The sequence below is a fragment of the Acetobacterium sp. genome, from assembly GCF_039830195.1.
Taxonomy (GTDB): domain Bacteria; phylum Bacillota; class Clostridia; order Eubacteriales; family Eubacteriaceae; genus Acetobacterium.
On sequence record NZ_JBDODG010000035.1, the window covers coordinates 102,973 to 118,982 of the forward strand.

The following is a 16,010-nucleotide window of genomic DNA, read 5'->3' on the forward strand; positions in this document are numbered from 1 at the left end:
AGCGATCAGTAAATGAAACAAGAGATAATCAAACCCGGCCGTTATCGGCATTATAAAGGCAATGACTATGAAGTGATTGGGGTGGGCAGCCATAGCGAAACCCTGGAGGCGATGGTCATTTACCGGCCCCTGTATGGTGACGGCGGGCTGTGGGTTCGTCCTGCCACGATGTGGAACGAAATCATCGAAAAAGACGGCGTTACACAAAAACGTTTTGAATATATGGGAGAGGCATCATTATAAAAAGATGAACTATAAATTTAGCGAAAAAGACCTGTTAAATGACCTGAAAGGGCTGTTGCAAATTGATTCGACCAATGCCGATGCCGGACCGGTGATGCCGGAGGCCCCCCTGGGGATTGGCATTAATGCGGCCATCAACTATGTTTTGGAACTGGGTGAGCACTTTGGTTTTAGAACCAAAAACTGTGACGGCTATTGCGGTTATATTGAAATGGGTCAGGGTAAAGAAATGATCGGCATCCTGACCCATGTGGACACCGTTCCGGTGGGCGACGGCTGGTCGGTTAATCCCTTTGATCTGACCATTGACGGGGACAAGGCCTATGGTCGTGGCACCATCGACAACAAGGGGCCTACTCTGGTGGCACTTTATGCCATGAAGGCCCTGGCTGATAGCGGCGCCCTGATTAATAAACGGGTGCGGCTGATTATCGGCGGCGATGAAGAAGGGGAAAAATGGCATTGTATGAACCGCTACAAGGCTACCGAAGAAGCGCCAACCTATGCCTTTTCGCCAGATTCCGGGTATCCGGCGATCTTTGCCGAAAAGGGCATTTTGAATATCAGTATCGAACGGGAGCTGGATCCGGCCATTCATAATCTGGGCTTTTTCAGCGGCGCTCAGATTAATACGGTGCCGGATTATGCCAAAGCCATTGTCAGTGATGCGGTTTACGAGCGTATTGGTAAGCCGGCCCATGCGTCCCAGCCTCACGAAGGGGTCAATGCGATGTTGTTGTTGGCCCAGGAGTTGAGAGTGCTGGGGCTGGACCATCCCTTTCTGGATCTGATTGATATTGCCAACGCTGAGGGACTCGATATCGATTTTGAAGATGAAATCTCCGGAAAGCTCACCATCAATCCCTCGATTGCCAATGTCAACCACGAAAGAGCCGTGTTGAAATGCGATATTCGTTACCCGGTGACGATGAATGGGGCCGATATCGGAAAAAACATTGCCAGAGCGGTGGAACCCCTGGGATTCCGGTTTGAAATCAATCACGATCTGGCACCGTTGCATATTGAAAAGGAAAGCTACCTCATTGATGCCCTGCAAAAAATATATGAAGACTATACCGGTGATACGACCGGTCCCAAGGTTATTGGCGGCGGTACCTATGCCCGGGCTTTTGACAACGCGGTGGCCTTTGGGGGCCGATTCCCTGAGGAACCCAACACCTGTCATCAGACCGATGAATACTGGAGCATTGTCAGCATGAAGAAGAATTTTGATATTATCACCAAAGCCCTGGAAAGTCTGGTACAATAATAGCAGGGGTGGCCATGCGCTAACCCTAAATCGTAGCAACAGAAATGGGGGAAAACATGACCATTCATTTTGATAAACAAGCAGTTTTAGAGGCCTTACGAGGGCTGTTACAAATAAAGTCGGTGAACGCCAACGCCGGAGCGATCACATCAGAAGCGCCTTTGGGAACCGGGATCAATGAAGCCATCAATTACGTGTTGGCGTTGGGCAAAAGTTTTGGTTTGACCACCAAAAACTGTGACGGTTATTGCGGTTACGTGGAATTCGGCACAGGGCCGGAAATGGTGGCAGCGATCACTCACGTCGATACCGTCGAAGTAGGCGACGACTGGACCGTGCCACCGTTTGACTTAACCATTGACGGTGACAGGATTTATGGCCGGGGGGTGCTGGATGATAAAGGCCCGACGATCGTTGCCCTGTTTGCCTTGAAAGCGCTTAAAGATGCCAAGGTCCCGATCAATAAACGGATTCGCCTGATTATCGGCGGCGATGAAGAAGGCGGCAGCTGGGCCTGTATGAAACGCTACAAAGAAACTGAAGAGACACCGGTCTACTCCTTTTCGCCGGATTCCGGTTACCCGGTCATTTTTGCGGAAAAGGGCATCATGAATGTGATTTTTGAAAAAGAATTGGATGCTGGCCTACCCGTGTTGAATTTAAGCAGCGGCAAGCAGATTAATTCAGTTCCGGATGTTGCTCAGGCAGTTTACAATGGCCAGAGCTACGAAGCCAGGGGCAAATCTGCCCATGCTTCCGAGCCGCAAAAAGGTGACAATGCGCTGCTGAAACTGGCGAACGAATTACGGGCGGCGGGCATTCAGCATCCGCTGCTGGAGCTGCTTGAGCGGGCGACGCCTGAGGGTTTTGGAATTAACTTGTCTGATCAGGTGTCCGGGGAGCTCACCCTTAATCCAGCGATTGCTTATGGGGATGATCATATCGCTGTGCTCCGCTGTGATATCCGTTATCCGGTGACGATGAATAGCAGCGAACTCTGCGCAGCGATTCAGAAAGCTACCGGAGATCTGGGTTTTTCCCTGAAAATGGATCACGAAACCCTACCCCTGCATGTGGATCGGGAAAGTTTTCTGGTCACCTCGCTGCAAAAAGTATATGCCGACTACACCGGGGATACCAGCGGTCCGATTGTCTCCGGGGGCGGAACCTATGCCCGGGCCTTTGATAATGCTGTGGCCTTTGGCGGAGCTTTTCCCGGTGAAGCCAACACCTGTCATCAGACTGATGAATTCTGGAGCATTGACAGCATGGCGAAGAATTTTGATATTATTGTCAAGGCGCTGGCGGTGCTGGCCCAGTAAGTAAGCAAGCGACAAAAGCGATTGTCGACCATTGAATTTAAAATGGTTGACAATCGCTTTTTTTTTGGTTAGAATACCAACAAGAGGTGATGAAATGTCGACAAAACAAAAATTATTAAAAACCTTGGAAGAAAATCGCGAAACCTATCTCTCCGGAGAAGTGCTGGCCAGCACCATGAATGTCTCCCGGTCAGCCATCTGGAAGGCCATCAAGAGCTTAAAAGAAGCAGGTTATGAAATAGAGTCCACCACCAACAAGGGCTATCGGTTAAAAAGTGAATCGGATCTGATGTCGGCCGAAGGAATACAGCCCTGGCTGTCTCCAACCAACCAGGAGCTTGAGCTGATTGTCTATCAAACCGTTGGCTCTACTAATCAGGAAGCCAAGAAATTGGCCCTGGAAGGGGCGAAAACGGGAACCGTGATTATCGCTGAAGAGCAAACCCAGGGGCGGGGCCGGATGGGCCGTTCCTTTTATTCACCGCCCAAAAGCGGGATTTATTTAAGTCTGGTGTTGCGTCCCGATGTTGCCGCCCGGGATGCGGTGCTGTTAACCACTGGGGCATCGGTGGGGGTTTGCCGGGCTATTAAAAAAGTGACGGGTATTGATACCCAGATCAAATGGGTCAATGATGTTTTTATGGGCGACCGGAAAATTGTGGGTATTCTGACCGAGGCAGTGACCAACTTTGAAAACGGCCAGTTCGAATTTGTGATCATTGGTATCGGCTTGAATTTCAAACAGCCGGAAGCTGCTTTGCCCAAAGAACTGGAAGACATTGTTGGTACTTTATTTAAAGAAAAACCGGACGCCCTGACCCGTAATCGGCTGGCGGCGGAAATTATCAACGAGGTCTTAACGATCTGTGACGATCTGACTAATCGGAATTTTTTAGAGGAATACAAAACCCACTCGATGGTATTAGGAAAACAGATTAAGGTTTTCCGGAACAATGAGTGGGAAGTGGCAACCGCTCTGGACATCAGTGACGAAGGCGGATTAATTATTAAAAATCAATTTGGGCAGACGGAAACCCTGAATTCAGGGGAAATCAGTATTAGAAAATTAGAATAGGATGGAAAAAATGATTGAAAATAATACCTTTAATATAAGAATGCTGGTGCTGTGCGGATTATTTTCCGCATTGATCGTGGTGGGGGCGATGATTAAAGTGCCGCTACCGGGAATACCCTTAACCCTCCAGACGATGTTTGTACTTCTGGCCGGGATGCTGCTCGGATCCCGAGGGGGGCTGATTGCGGTTTTGGTTTACATTTTTATGGGTCTGGTCGGTTTACCGGTATTTACCGGTGGCGGCGGATTAATGTATCTTTTTAAACCAACCTTCGGCTATATTGTCGGCTTTGCGCTGGGGGCATTTGTCACCGGGTGGTTGGTTGAAAGAAACCCTGATAACTCAACAAAGCAGCTAATTCTCGCTGCGGTTGCGGGAACAGCCGTCATCTACGCCGTGGGATTGCCCTGGTATTATGTGATCCTCAATTATTATCTAAATACGCCAGTGGGAGCGGCAACGGTCATGATGTCGGGATTTGTGATGACTCTACCGGGGGGGATAATCAAGATTGCATTGAGTGTTCTTCTGGCCAAACGCCTGGCACCGGTGATTCGGCAAAGTGTGATGACAAAATAATTTTTGGGGCGGCCTGTGAGTGAGGATATCTTGCGATCGAGCTAACAAACGTATTAAGAGCTAAAAACAAGTGCAGCCGCACAGCCCCCATCAGACAGATTTTCAAAAACAACTTTCCCGCCATGGATTTTCATGATCCGACGAACAATGATCAGTCCCAAACCGTGGTTACCCAATAAGTGTGATTCATCCAATCCCCCTGAATTTTCGATAAGTTCAGGGGGATAGCCTTTGCCGTCGTCACTGACTTTAATCACCAGACGATCCGTCGATTGGGTCACGGAAAGCCGGATATCACAGCCCCGGGGATTGTGCCGGATGCTGTTGTCAATCAGGTTGGTCAGAGCCCGACGAATCAGGGCCTGGTCACAAAGCAAAATGGGACCATTGGCTTCCTCGGTCACATCGACAGTGAGGGAATAGGGGGCGGGGAGACCATCGTTGATAAAATCCACCGCCGCACTCCGGATTAAGGCGGCGGGCGACACCCGGGCCAGTTCCATCGGTTGGGCATGGTACTCCAGTTTGGAGGCCAGGTTTAAATCGCTGATCAGGGACTTAATTCGTTGGCTCTGCTGACGGATAATCCGGGCCTGATTTTGTTCGGCAGCAGGTAGACCGGGGTTGTTTTCCAGTTCACTGGCGTAGCCCATCACCATCGACAGCGGCGTGCGGATATCGTGGGAAACCCCGGCAATCCATTCTGTTCGGGCCTGATCCCGGTGAGCCAGTTGTTTTTCCTGCTCGCTGAGAATCACCGATGTTTCATTAAGAATCCTTGCCACTTCCCCGGTGACACCACTGGTGGGCAGTGTCAGGGGTTCTTTTTTTGGTAGGGCGGTAATGCCATTATACAGGGGTTTCAGCTTGCGGTATAGCCATAGTCCCAAAAATAAGGCCAGCACCAGGGCCGACAGTACGTTCAAGATCAAAAAACCGAGCAGTAAACCGGGGATATGAGCAATGGTATCTTCGGTGGAGGTGATATTATATTTCCAGATGCTGTTTTTAGGGTCACCTAAAACCAGTAAACCGTCGGGATGCTCCCAAACCGAGACCGGGTAGTCGTTAAGATACCAACGGCTGAAGGAGGCCACATCGGTAAGGGTATACTGCCGGGGAATATCACCAGGCAGGTTTTTGTTCCAGACCACCTGGCCATCCCGGTTAATCAACATCGCCCAGGCATATTGTTCTTCCATCGTCGTGGTGGCAGCGGCATTAAGGGTATAAGTTCCATCGACGCTTGAGAGGCCATCGGAAACATCAGCAATGGCATATTTAAGGGGCTGACTGCCGGAGTATTTAAACATCCAGTTGGTGGTAAAAGCCATATTGATGGCGACCAGTAACAGCGCAATCATGGCGGTCAGCAGTATCGAACGGGTGATGATTTTTCGCAGACTCTTCATAGCCCGGTTTCCTTGGCCAGTTTATAACCCATACCCCGAACGGTCAGCAGGTATTGGGGTTGGGAGGGATCCACCTCGATTTTTTCCCGGAGTCGCCGGATGTGAACCATCAGGGTATTTTCATAACCGTAGAGATCATCATCCCAGGCGCTGCGGCAGAGGCTATCAGCGGTGACGATATTGCCCTGATTTTCCCAGAGCTTTTTCAGCAGGGTATGCTCCTTGGCGGTCAGGGTTTTTTCACCATCACCGGTCTGAACAATGCCGCTTTTAAAATTGACGGTCACTGTCCCCAACACCAGACATTCGTCCGTTAGCGGCTGAGTCTGTAGTGGCTGGTAAACCCGCCGCAGGATTCCGCTTAAGCGCAGCACCAGCTCCCGGGGCAGAAAGGGTTTGGTAATGTAGTCGTCGGCTCCCAGCCCCAGCCCCAGGAGTCGGTTTTCGTCCTCATCCCGGGCTGACAAAAACAGCATCGGCACATTTGATTGCTGCCGTAGCTCCTGCATCAGCGAAAACCCGTCGCCATCCGGCAGCGTCACATCGAAAATGACCCCATCGGGCTTTTCTAAAGCAAAAAGCGTCCGAGCCTGCTGGCAGTTTTCGGCGCTGATCACCTGAGTAAAGCCTGCCTGAAGGAGGATTGTTTTTAATAGATTGATTATTTCTGGTTCGTCATCCACAACCAGAAGTTTTGCGTCAAAGATTGTTTTCATCCGAATCACCTCTTCGTTATTATACCTGAAAAAATAGTTGCTGTTAGTGGATGAACTTAAAATTAAGGTAAACGTAAGGCCTGGGACAACCCGCCGTAAGGTTCATGGGCTATCATAAAGGTAGAAAAAAGAAGGAGTGCATATTATGAGCAATATTATCGAGACTGAGGGTCTCAGCAAACAATATGGGAATGTTTATCGGGTTAAGGATGTGGATCTGTCGGTTCCGGAAGGGGCGATTTATGGTTTCTTGGGGCCCAACGGCGCCGGGAAATCGACGACGCTGAAGATGATTCTGGGGTTGGCAAAGCCCACAGAAGGGGAGATAGCAGTTTTCGGAAAACGGGTCAACAGCAAAAACCGCCTGGAAAATCTTAAAAATGTCGGTTCGCTAATTGAGTCACCCAGCTATTACGGTCATCTAACCGGAGAGGAAAACTTGCAGATCTTTCAGACGCTGCGGGGGGTACCGAAACAAAACATTGCCGAAGTTCTAAAAATTGTCCGGCTGGAGAATCAGCAGCATAAAAAAGTCAGCCAGTATTCACTGGGGATGAAACAGCGGTTGGGGCTGGCCAGTGCCTTGTTGGGCTATCCCAGGCTGCTGATTCTGGATGAACCCACCAATGGGCTGGATCCGGCCGGGATTCAGGAAATGCGGGAACTGATTCAGTCGCTGCCCCGAGAATTTGGAATGACCGTGGTCGTCTCCAGCCACCTCTTAAGTGAAATTGATCAGCTGGCCACCCGGGTGGGGATCATCCGGGAAGGGGAACTGGTTTATCAGGACAGTCTGACTAAGCTTCACCAGTATAGTCAGCAACATCTGGCGGTGCGAACCATGAATAATGAGGTGACCAAATCATTCCTTAGTCGAAACGGCGTGGCCTGGGAAGCCGAGGATGATTATCTGATTATCCCGCAGATGAAAGATACGATGATGGCCGAAATCAGCAAGGCACTGGGACAGAATAATATTGGCCTGGTTCGGATAGAAGAACGAAAAAAAAGCCTGGAGGATATTTTCCTGGAGCTGACGGGAACGGCGGTGAGTTTATGAAAGCCGCAATCGGGATGGAGGTCTTAAAAACAAAGGGGCGCAAGATCTGGCTGGTGGTGGCGGTGATGATGGCCGTTCAGCTATTATGGGCGGGTTGGGCTATTTCTAACAAGGATGCCGATGACCTGATTCAGGGCTGGATGTTTTTTCTCTATCAATTTCCGATGCTCAACTGTATCATCATGCCGGTGATCGCCGCAGTGGTGGCTTCCCGTCTCAGTGACGTGGAGCATAAGGGTCAAACCTTTAAGCTGCTGGAAACCATTATTCCGGCGCAGCGGATCTTTGCGGCCAAGTTTATCTGGGGCAGTATCTATATGCTTGGCGCTGCCCTGGGACAGCTGGCCATCATGATTGGTATGGGCTTTGCGCTGCAGTTTGGCGGACCGGTGCCCTGGGGTGCGCTGGCGGGCTACCTGTTTTTTACACTGGTGGTGAGTCTGACCATTTATATCTTTCAACAGGGGGTCTCGATGCTCGTTGCCAATCAGATGGTGCCGATGACCCTGGGACTCGTCGGCGGTTTTATCGGTCTGTTCAGTATGTTTTTCCCCCAGGGTTTTCAAAAGCTGATTCTGTGGAGTTATTACGGGGTGCTGATGCAGGTTGGCATGAACTGGGATCAGGTCACCCGAGCCACTGATTTTTATTGGACGGCCATTGATTGGTCGGGTTTCGGTTTGATTTTAATTTTCTTTGTGCTGATTTATGGAATCGGCCGGACTTTATTTGTCAGAAGGGAGGTCTAAGCGATGTTACTACGTGTTTTAAAAGCAGAAATGATCAAGATGCGGCATAGTCCGGTGTGGCTGGCTTTTTTACTGATTCCCATTATTCCAGCCTTTATGGGCACCTTTAATTATCTCAACAATCTGGGCATGCTGGAGAATCAGTGGTACAGCCTGTGGACCCAGCATACGATCTTTGCTTGTTATTTTTTCCTGCCAGTATTGATTGGGATCTATGCGTCCTATCTTTTTCGGCTGGAACATGCCAATCATAATTGGAATGCGGTGATGACTGCCCCGGTTCCGATCACATTGGTATTTATGGCGAAACTGATAAGCGGTTGGCTGATGGTGATGTTGACCCAGCTCTGGATGGGACTGTTGTTTATCCTTTCGGGGTTCCTGGCAGGGCTGGCGGGACCGATCCCGCCGGAGTTACCAGTCTGGCTGTTGTTTGGAGCGTTGGGCGGCATGGTGGTATGCGCGCTGCAGCTTTGTCTGTCGCTGGTGATTCGCAGCTTTGCGGTCCCGGTGGGCATTGCTCTGATGGGCGGTATTGCCGGGTTGGCGTTGTTGTCGCAAGGCTATGGCATCTATTTTCCCTATTCGCTAATAACCCTGGGTATGCGGGCAAACGATCCGGCGGCACCGATGGCGGTGGGTGAAATTTCCTTTCTGATCGCCTGCGCTGTTTTTATGGCTGGGTTTTGTCTATTTGCCATCACCTGGTTAAAACGGCGGGATGTGGTGACGGGGTAATCAATAGTAGGTCAACATATTAAGTAAGAAGAACCGTAAAAATAAGTAAAAAAGCAAAGCCAAAAAAAGGCCAGTGTTTAGCGGCGACAATTATCGCTAAACACTGGCCTTGATGATTTCACACTTTTTAACTTGGCGGCTTACAAATCCCACAGGGGGTTAGGCCCAGGGAATGCACCTCGTCCAGACTGTTTAAATAAATCCGGTTGGATTCTTTCGGTAAGCCGGAACAGCTGGGCAGATGATAAACCTTGGAGTTTTTATTGCCAATATAACTGGCGTTTTCTGCCGTGGCGGTATTGGCTGGCGCTTCCAAAACGGGGTTGGTTGTTGCGATGAGGCCGTTATCCACCTCCTGATAAGGTTGAGTCGGGGTAAGGCCGGTTTTGTCAAAGCTTAGTTGATCGCCTTTACTGGTGACCACGATGGTTCCCAGCAGGTCGGTGCGAAAAATGGTCGCACCCGCATCGTTAAGCCGGCTCAGGGTTTCCTCATGGGGATGGCCATAATCGTTGTTTACCCCGGCGGAGATTACCGCATAGCGGGGATTCACCGTCCGCAGAAACAGATAGCCGGTGGAGGAATAACTGCCATGATGGCCGACCTTAAGCACATCAGCCGCCAGATCGAGGTTTTGAGCCAGCAGTTCCTTTTCGGCTGTCTCTTCCATATCACCAGTCAGCAAAAAACGATGGGTGCCATGGGTGACCTTCATCACCAGGGAATCGTCATTGACGTCCTCATGGGCATTGAGGGGGCCGAGAAAATTGATGACAGAGCTGCCAAAAGCCATCGCCGTTCCCGGGCTGGGGGTAGAAATGGGGATGTTTTTACTGGTGGCGGCGGCGACCAGGTTTTTGGAAGCCGTGGTTTCCTCAGAGTTGGTCAGATATATATTACCGACTTTCAGCCGGGTCACCACATCGGTCAGTCCGCCGGCATGGTCATTATGGTTGTGGGTAGCCACCACATAGTCCAGTTGGGTGATGCCCAGATCGGCAAGATAGTTAATGATCTCATTGCCGTTTTCCGGATTACCGCCGTCAATCAACATCGTTTCATTGTTATCCACCAGCAACATGGCATCACCCTGGCCCACATCCAGAAAGTGGACCGCCAGCGAATCCTCGGGGGTAAAGGTAGTCTGCGTACCGGTCAAAAACTGACAGCCGCTGACGATAAAAAGCAAGCTTAAAATAAGTGTGGTAATAAACAAAAGTCTTCGTTTCATTTTCAATTCCTCCGTGGCTTTATTTTAGCATATTTAAGGAAGTATTGCTTTAATAGATGAAGATCGTGTTATTTAGAACTATTTAAGGGAGCGATGAGGCAAGGTGGTTGATAATTGGTTGGCACGGGCATGTCAACAACCATCCAGCAATTAATAAATGACGCTAAAAACCAAGGGAAAATTTCCGGCCTTTACCTTTTTACGGGAATACGTTACAATAGTCTGATGAGTGGATGGATCGTTCATTTAAGAAAGTCGGACAGGTCACATGAAAAATTAAAGTAGATGTGATAAAATCATCCCGTTGCTTAAAATACAAAGGCGTATTTATTAAGAGTGGCATATGGAATGATGGGGAACAGAAGGAGACGAATTTATGGATAGTTCAAGAAAATTTATTATTGTATCAATCAGTGCGGCGGTACTGTTGATCATTTTAGTCAGTTGCACACTGGCCTACTCAGGGCGGGATAATACCCTGATGTCAGACAAAACCCTGAGCTTTGAAATCAACGGATTTAATGTGGAGCTGCCGCTTTCAGAAAACGACGCGGTGTATGACGCGGTGAGTTTGAGCAGTGTTACTGAAAATAGAATAAAATTACTCAACGAGGTCGGTGCCACCGTTAAAATAGACGGCAAGGGTATCGGCGCCGGGACAACCATGGATTTAAAGCTGGATGAGCTTTCGTCTGGCGAACTGATAAAAATTCAGGTGGGCAATGAAAAGGACGAGCGGGTGATTTATCTGAGAACCCTGTCATCCCAACTGCCGGAAATTATTCCTGCCGGAACAAGCAGTTACGATGGAAATTACTTTGCTGCCGTGGCAACCGGGGGCGCGGCCTTATATGAACTGAATAATAAGGGCGAGGTTGTTTTTTATATCGCAAAATCACCGGAAAAGGCCAACGGCGAATCCTATCGTGATTTCAAAAAACACGTTTATGAAAATGGCACCGTCCGTTACAGCTACCAACGGGTATATGGCGATAGCAATGGGATCGGTTATGCCGTCGGAGAACGGGTGATTCTGGATGATCGGTATGAGGAAATAGATGTTATTACCCTGGCCCAAAGTGATTTGGCTAAAGAAGGAGATCCAGTCGATGGCCGGGACTTCATTTTAATTGATGATAACCATTATATTGTCGAATCCTCTCAATTGGTGCTGGTGCAAAATGTGCCGGACGGGTTAGGCGCGAACAACATGGGATCAAAAGTGGTTCGCAATCTGATTCAGGAAGTGAAAGATGATCAGGTGGTCTTTGAGTTTACCACGGACTCCCATCCGGAATTTTATGGACTGAGCGTCAATGACCATGATTACAGCAATACGACCAGCCAGAGTCCCGATTATGCCGGATTGAATCGGATGATCATTGATCCCGCTGATAATAATTTGATTGTGTCCTTTGGAAACATGAATACGATTATGAAAATAGATCGGGAAACCCGGGATGTCATCTGGAAATTATCCGGTAATGGCGATGAATTTGGAATGTCTCCGGAACAAAAAACAGCGGGACAAACCGATTTGGCGATCACCGCCGAGGGGGAATTAACCGTATTTGACAATGCCACAAGCACCGGTCAAACCCGAATTCTGAAAATAAAACTGGATGAAGTTAATAAGAAAATCCTCGGATACCAGGAATATAAGGTGCCGGGAAAAACTGCCCTGGCCTACGGTAGTGCTCAGAAAATCGGCGATAACATTGAAGTCTATACGATCGGATGGGGCCTGCTCAAGGATGGCAATGTGACGATTTCCGAAATAGATTTCAATACCGGCAAAAAACTCCTGGAAGTTACCTTGCCTCAGGGCGTGGCCAATGACCGGGTTCAAAAGTTCAAATAGAAAAAAGTTTAGCTAAGAGAATTGAGGTTAATCATGAAACCATTATTTTTATGTTACCCCAAATGTTCAACCTGCCAGAAAGCGAAAAAGTTTTTGGCAGAAAATCAGATCGACGTGGAAGAACGGCACATTGTCGAGGATCATCCCCACAAAGATGAACTGGTAAAATGGATGAATCTTTATCAGGGCGATGCTAAAAAGTTCTTTAATACCAGTGGTCTGGTTTATCGGGACATGGAACTGAAAAACAAGGTTAAAACAATGACCCCGGATCAGATGGCTGACGTGTTGGCCACCAATGGGATGCTGGTGAAGCGGCCGCTGGTTATTTTGGCCGATACCGTCCTCATCGGTTTCAAAGAGGAGCAGTGGCAAGCTGCATTATTGACCGATAAGCAGGATTAATCCCCATAGTGGCCGTTATTTTTTCCTATAAATGATTTGTAAGCGCAGCAGGGATGGACTATAATGAAAAAAGGATTATTAATCGAATACAAAGGAGAAAGTTAAATGTCACGAAAAACCATTGAAAAATTTAAAAAACAACCTGAGACTGATGTGGTAGAAATAGTTGAAATGGAACTGACTGAATATACCTACCCCAAAAGTGGAATCGGTATCTGTCCCCAATGCGGCGGGAAAATGAACGGCGTGGGACTTGACTGGGAATGTGAAGGCTGTGACTTAAAACTTGTCGGGCCGGTATTTTAAAGAAAACAAACGAATAAGCACATCAGGAAGCACATTTGCCAACAAAGACGATTGGGAGATGTGCTTTTTTAGTAATTAAAGCGCGGATGCTTTGGGTAGATGTAACCCGAAGAAAGCTTAAATATTTCCCAATGATAACAGGAAAAATTAGCGAAATTCCTAGAAAATCATGATTTAACGTGACATCATGATTAAATATGGTAAAATGTTGATAACTTTTTATAAAATTTGTTTGAAAGCAAAGACTGGCTTAAACAATTTGACCGCGGCTCTCAAAGTCCCATAAATAGTGCTGAAAACAACTGATCAGCGAGGAAAAATAAAAGATAAACAAATTCCTGGAGGAAAATAAAATGACGATTACCTATGAATTAGGGAAATCTTTATATGTGAACATAACGAATCGATGTAGCAATGCCTGTACGTTTTGCGTAAGAAAAGATGAACCGACAATCAATGGAGTTGATGATCTCTGGCTGGAGAAAGAACCAACTCAGGAAGAAATACTGGAAGATATCTTAAAACGGGATCTGGATCAATATGATGAATTGGTTTTTTGCGGATACGGAGAACCGACCTATCGTTTAGACGAAATCTGTGCCATCGCCAAAGAGGTGAAAAAAAACCATGCCATCCCGATTCGACTTAACACCAACGGTCATGGTAACCTGATCTTTAAAAAGGATATGACGCCCCTGTTAAAAGATGCCATTGATGTGGTGTCGATCAGCTTAAATGCTAAAAACAAAAGCGAATACGATGAATTGTGTCGACCTGTTTTTGAAGATGCCTATGACGAACTGTTGGAGTTTGCCCGACTGGCGGGAAGATATACCAAGGTGGTCTTAACCATTGTCGATATACTGCCCATTGAGGATCAGGAAGCCTGTCGTAGAATCAGTCAATCGGTAGGGGCAGAATTACGGATCCGTTCATATATTGATTAATGACAATTGGTGGCTGGAGGAACTGATCCTGATATGAGTAACAGCAATTTAAATCCCCGCTGCCTGAACATCGGTGGTAAAGACATCCGAGTGGTGGACGACCATCAATATGTGCTGCTGATCTGGGGCAGTTTGTTTCAAAACCGAAAACAGCCAATGGCATTGGTAAGTATTGATTATCATCCGGACACCAACCCGCCGTTCTGGCTATGGGCCTATCAAAAAGCCATGGCTATCGATCCTGATCGGGAAGCCGAACTGGTCGAAAAATTTCAGCAGCGAATGCTGGCCGCCCTGGATCCCCTTCATTTGGATAGTGTGCAAATGGTCATGGATCAGATGCGCAATGATGAACATATCAATACCGCAATGGAATTGGGCTATCTGAGGGATTACCATATGATTAATTGTATGGAAAAACATGTCTATTCAAGGGGCAGTCACTATCTGGTTCCGGAAAACCAATTTGGTAGCCTTGAAGACGTCGTGTTTAAAAATATCGAACTGCCGCTGGAAAAGATCGGCGCCGAGGACCTGATCCTCGATATTGATCTGGACTATTTTTTGCGCCCGGAAAATTTTGAACTGGATCTCGATCAGAATAACATTTTTACTGATCTGGTCAAGCAGGCTCAGATCATTACCGTGGCTCGGTCAAAAACCTATTTTGATTTTTTGAAAAATGATGAATTTACCATTGAAAGTTGCGAAGAAAAACTCATCGCCTTGCTGGAAAAAATCATCTCCAAATAGTTTATAAAACAAATGACAACCTCAAAGCAGAACAGCGAATATGATGATGGGAGAAAGACCTTATGGGAAAACACAGTGAAGAAACCCGAATCATTAATCGGTCAAAAGACCAGTGTGAAGAAAGTTTATTGGCGTTTGACACCAGTAAATATGATTTGAAAAACCATATCGCAGACAAAGCAGAAAGTCTGATTGTTTTCCATACAAAGATTGTTTTTGCCGCCAACGGCCAGCGGATTACCGTTAAGCTTAAAAATGCCGATAACCAAACGACCGAAGTCAGCGTCCGGTCGGAACTGATTTCAAACGTCCTGACGAACGATCGCGGCGTGAATAAAAATAATATTAAAACCATATTCAGCTATCTGAATGAAGAAAAACTAGGCGCTCAGGAACAGCAACCGGAAAGTGTCGGAAACTACCAACAGCCGAAAACGAAAAAAAAGTGGTTTTCCTGGGGTAAAAACACTTCTGATGTAAAGATGTCCATGATGGCCAGCTATCTGGGTGGATACAAAGAATTTGAAAAGTCCATTAAAGGAACTCTGGAAATTCATGAAGCTGGTATTGACTTTGCTGTAATGGGTCCCAAGTTTACAATTCAATTTTTAGATATGAAATCCGTCACCATTGCTTCAACCTTGGATATTGAAGAAAACCAGGCTTGGCTGACGACCTGCTTCAAAGACGAACTCCAAAAGGATAAAACCGATCACCAGAAAGCAAAGAAAAATAAGTTGGTTGTTACCTACCAGAATGAATCGGGACAAACCCAGTGTATTTTCAGAGCCGACAATTCATTAGAGGTGGAAAAGAGCGTTTTAAAAGCGCAAACATTGATACAGGATTTGATGGAAAAATAAAATAAATAAAAGATTGACAAACGAAGTAGGACGACGTATAATAGTGAAGTTGAAATAAACAAGAACTGAATATACATAGCAAGTAGGGATGAGGAACATCTTTTTCTCTAAAAATATTTGAGTAATTTAAGGATTATTTTTAGAAAAAAAGATGGACAATTTAGCCGGTTTGACCGCTAACGCTCCATCAAACCTATTTGTTTTTAGCAAAACAAAGCTAAATTAGTCTCGCGACGATGGCGGAAGGGCCACACCTGTTCCCATACCGAACACAGAAGTAAAGTCTTCCAGCGCCGAAAGTACTTGGTGGGTAACTGCCTGGGAGGATAGGACGTTGCGGGACTTTTATTTAAATGAAGCCGTGCAAAAAAATACAGATATAAATATTGATTCAAGTTTACTTGAAAATCAATGTTTATATCTGTATTTTTTTATGGGGCGAAGCCCCAAACGCAGGCGCAGCGCAGCGAAGACGGAGT

The 16,010-nt window shown here is 47.2% G+C and carries 17 protein-coding genes and 1 rRNA gene; 15 read left to right on the plus strand and 3 right to left on the minus strand.

Going from position 1 to position 16,010, the window contains the following annotated elements; all coding sequences use genetic code 11:
- The first annotated feature begins 12 nt into the window (after positions 1-12).
- From ABGU93_RS11470 to ABGU93_RS11490, 5 genes are all read left to right on the plus strand, one after another.
- The gene (locus ABGU93_RS11470) at positions 13-243 is read left to right on the plus strand and encodes a DUF1653 domain-containing protein (RefSeq protein WP_347413583.1); all 231 of its coding nucleotides are present in this window, start codon (positions 13-15) and stop codon (positions 241-243) included.
- A 4-nt stretch (positions 244-247) separates the two neighbouring features.
- Positions 248-1,513 carry a Sapep family Mn(2+)-dependent dipeptidase gene (locus ABGU93_RS11475; RefSeq protein WP_347413584.1) on the plus strand — a complete coding sequence of 422 codons (1,266 nt, stop codon included), beginning with the start codon at positions 248-250 and terminating at the stop codon, positions 1,511-1,513.
- Positions 1,514-1,569: 56 nt separating this feature from the next.
- Positions 1,570-2,835: a Sapep family Mn(2+)-dependent dipeptidase gene (locus ABGU93_RS11480; RefSeq protein ID WP_347413585.1), complete on the plus strand. Its 1,266-nt coding sequence runs from the start codon at positions 1,570-1,572 to the stop codon at positions 2,833-2,835.
- A 94-nt stretch (positions 2,836-2,929) separates the two neighbouring features.
- Positions 2,930-3,910, plus strand: coding sequence for a biotin--[acetyl-CoA-carboxylase] ligase (locus ABGU93_RS11485; RefSeq protein WP_347413586.1), 981 nt, complete (start codon positions 2,930-2,932; stop codon positions 3,908-3,910).
- Between the two features lie 10 nt (positions 3,911-3,920).
- The gene (locus tag ABGU93_RS11490; protein WP_347413587.1) at positions 3,921-4,490 is read left to right on the plus strand and encodes a biotin transporter BioY; all 570 of its coding nucleotides are present in this window, start codon (positions 3,921-3,923) and stop codon (positions 4,488-4,490) included.
- Between the two features lie 53 nt (positions 4,491-4,543).
- Here the strand turns inward: ABGU93_RS11490 and ABGU93_RS11495 are convergent, their stop codons facing one another.
- Positions 4,544-5,902: a HAMP domain-containing sensor histidine kinase gene (locus ABGU93_RS11495; protein ID WP_347413588.1), complete on the minus strand. Its 1,359-nt coding sequence runs from the start codon at positions 5,900-5,902 to the stop codon at positions 4,544-4,546.
- Complete coding sequence (locus tag ABGU93_RS11500) at positions 5,899-6,618, minus strand: response regulator transcription factor (RefSeq protein WP_347413589.1); 720 nt, start codon at positions 6,616-6,618, stop codon at positions 5,899-5,901. The genes ABGU93_RS11495 and ABGU93_RS11500 overlap by 4 nt, the downstream gene beginning before the upstream one ends.
- Positions 6,619-6,763: 145 nt before the next feature.
- On the opposite strand from ABGU93_RS11500, the gene ABGU93_RS11505 reads away from it, so the two are divergent.
- The 3 genes from ABGU93_RS11505 to ABGU93_RS11515 are packed head-to-tail and all read left to right on the plus strand — an operon-like array spanning position 6,764 to position 9,165.
- Entirely contained in the window at positions 6,764-7,678 is a 915-nt protein-coding gene (locus tag ABGU93_RS11505) for an ABC transporter ATP-binding protein (protein ID WP_347413590.1), read from the plus strand.
- Positions 7,675-8,427 (plus strand): ABC transporter permease, encoded by a 753-nt coding sequence (locus tag ABGU93_RS11510; RefSeq protein ID WP_347413591.1) that lies wholly within the window; start codon positions 7,675-7,677, stop codon positions 8,425-8,427. Before ABGU93_RS11505 ends, ABGU93_RS11510 begins: the two co-directional genes overlap by 4 nt.
- Before the next feature lie 3 nt (positions 8,428-8,430).
- Positions 8,431-9,165: an ABC transporter permease gene (locus ABGU93_RS11515; RefSeq protein WP_347413592.1), complete on the plus strand. Its 735-nt coding sequence runs from the start codon at positions 8,431-8,433 to the stop codon at positions 9,163-9,165.
- Positions 9,166-9,292: 127 nt separating this feature from the next.
- Here ABGU93_RS11515 and ABGU93_RS11520 read toward each other — a convergent pair whose 3' ends face one another.
- Entirely contained in the window at positions 9,293-10,396 is a 1,104-nt protein-coding gene (locus tag ABGU93_RS11520; protein WP_347413593.1) for an MBL fold metallo-hydrolase, read from the minus strand.
- 376 nt (positions 10,397-10,772) lie between these two features.
- Here ABGU93_RS11520 and ABGU93_RS11525 point away from each other — a divergent pair, with 376 nt between their 5' ends.
- From ABGU93_RS11525 to rrf, 7 genes are all read left to right on the plus strand, one after another.
- Positions 10,773-12,257, plus strand: a complete 1,485-nt coding sequence (locus tag ABGU93_RS11525; protein ID WP_347413594.1) for an arylsulfotransferase family protein — start codon at positions 10,773-10,775, stop codon at positions 12,255-12,257.
- A gap of 33 nt (positions 12,258-12,290) precedes the next feature.
- Positions 12,291-12,662, plus strand: a complete 372-nt coding sequence (locus tag ABGU93_RS11530) for an arsenate reductase family protein (RefSeq protein ID WP_347413595.1) — start codon at positions 12,291-12,293, stop codon at positions 12,660-12,662.
- Between the two features lie 105 nt (positions 12,663-12,767).
- Positions 12,768-12,968 (plus strand): hypothetical protein, encoded by a 201-nt coding sequence (locus ABGU93_RS11535; protein WP_304885853.1) that lies wholly within the window; start codon positions 12,768-12,770, stop codon positions 12,966-12,968.
- A gap of 353 nt (positions 12,969-13,321) precedes the next feature.
- Complete coding sequence (locus ABGU93_RS11540) at positions 13,322-13,915, plus strand: TatD family nuclease-associated radical SAM protein (protein ID WP_347413596.1); 594 nt, start codon at positions 13,322-13,324, stop codon at positions 13,913-13,915.
- Between the two features lie 33 nt (positions 13,916-13,948).
- Positions 13,949-14,668, plus strand: a complete 720-nt coding sequence (locus ABGU93_RS11545) for a UPF0489 family protein (protein ID WP_347413597.1) — start codon at positions 13,949-13,951, stop codon at positions 14,666-14,668.
- A gap of 62 nt (positions 14,669-14,730) precedes the next feature.
- Positions 14,731-15,531, plus strand: a complete 801-nt coding sequence (locus ABGU93_RS11550; RefSeq protein ID WP_347413598.1) for a hypothetical protein — start codon at positions 14,731-14,733, stop codon at positions 15,529-15,531.
- 226 nt (positions 15,532-15,757) lie between these two features.
- Positions 15,758-15,874 (plus strand): 5S ribosomal RNA (gene rrf, locus ABGU93_RS11555).
- Positions 15,875-16,010: the final 136 nt, after the last annotated feature.